This is a genomic window from Vibrio sp. 10N.222.52.B7, from assembly GCF_041474275.1.
Classification (GTDB): domain Bacteria; phylum Pseudomonadota; class Gammaproteobacteria; order Enterobacterales; family Vibrionaceae; genus Vibrio; species Vibrio crassostreae_C.
Genome location: NZ_JBFRTU010000093.1, coordinates 1 through 327, shown reverse-complemented (window position 1 = coordinate 327; position 327 = coordinate 1). Strand labels below are relative to the sequence as shown.

At 58.1% G+C, this 327-nt stretch carries 1 protein-coding gene; it reads left to right on the top strand.

Annotated features, from left to right (window positions below; translation table 11 throughout):
* The coding region (locus tag AB4512_RS20005; RefSeq protein WP_372175442.1) for a hypothetical protein at positions 1 to 327 on the top strand (327 nt) is incomplete at both ends.

Below are 327 nucleotides of genomic sequence, written 5' to 3'. Positions count from 1 at the left end.
CGATGCGGCCGGCAACATCAGCATCACGACAGCGGGCGTTTCGGCGGAGGTGAACGACTTCGAGCAAGGCACGAACAGTGGCGATTACCAGATGGTGATGACCGACGGTTACGGCTCGACAGCGGAAGCGACGGTGACCCTGAAAGAGAGCAACGTGGATGAGTCAGGCTCGTTCGGTGCGCAGACGGTGACGTACGCGGAAAACCAAGTGGCGGACGCGGTAGTGGGTACCTTGTCCGGCAGCGATCTGGATGGCGTGACCAAATACGAGTTCAAACACAGTGACGGCACCTTAAGCACCATCAGTGAAGACGGTTTCTACAGTGT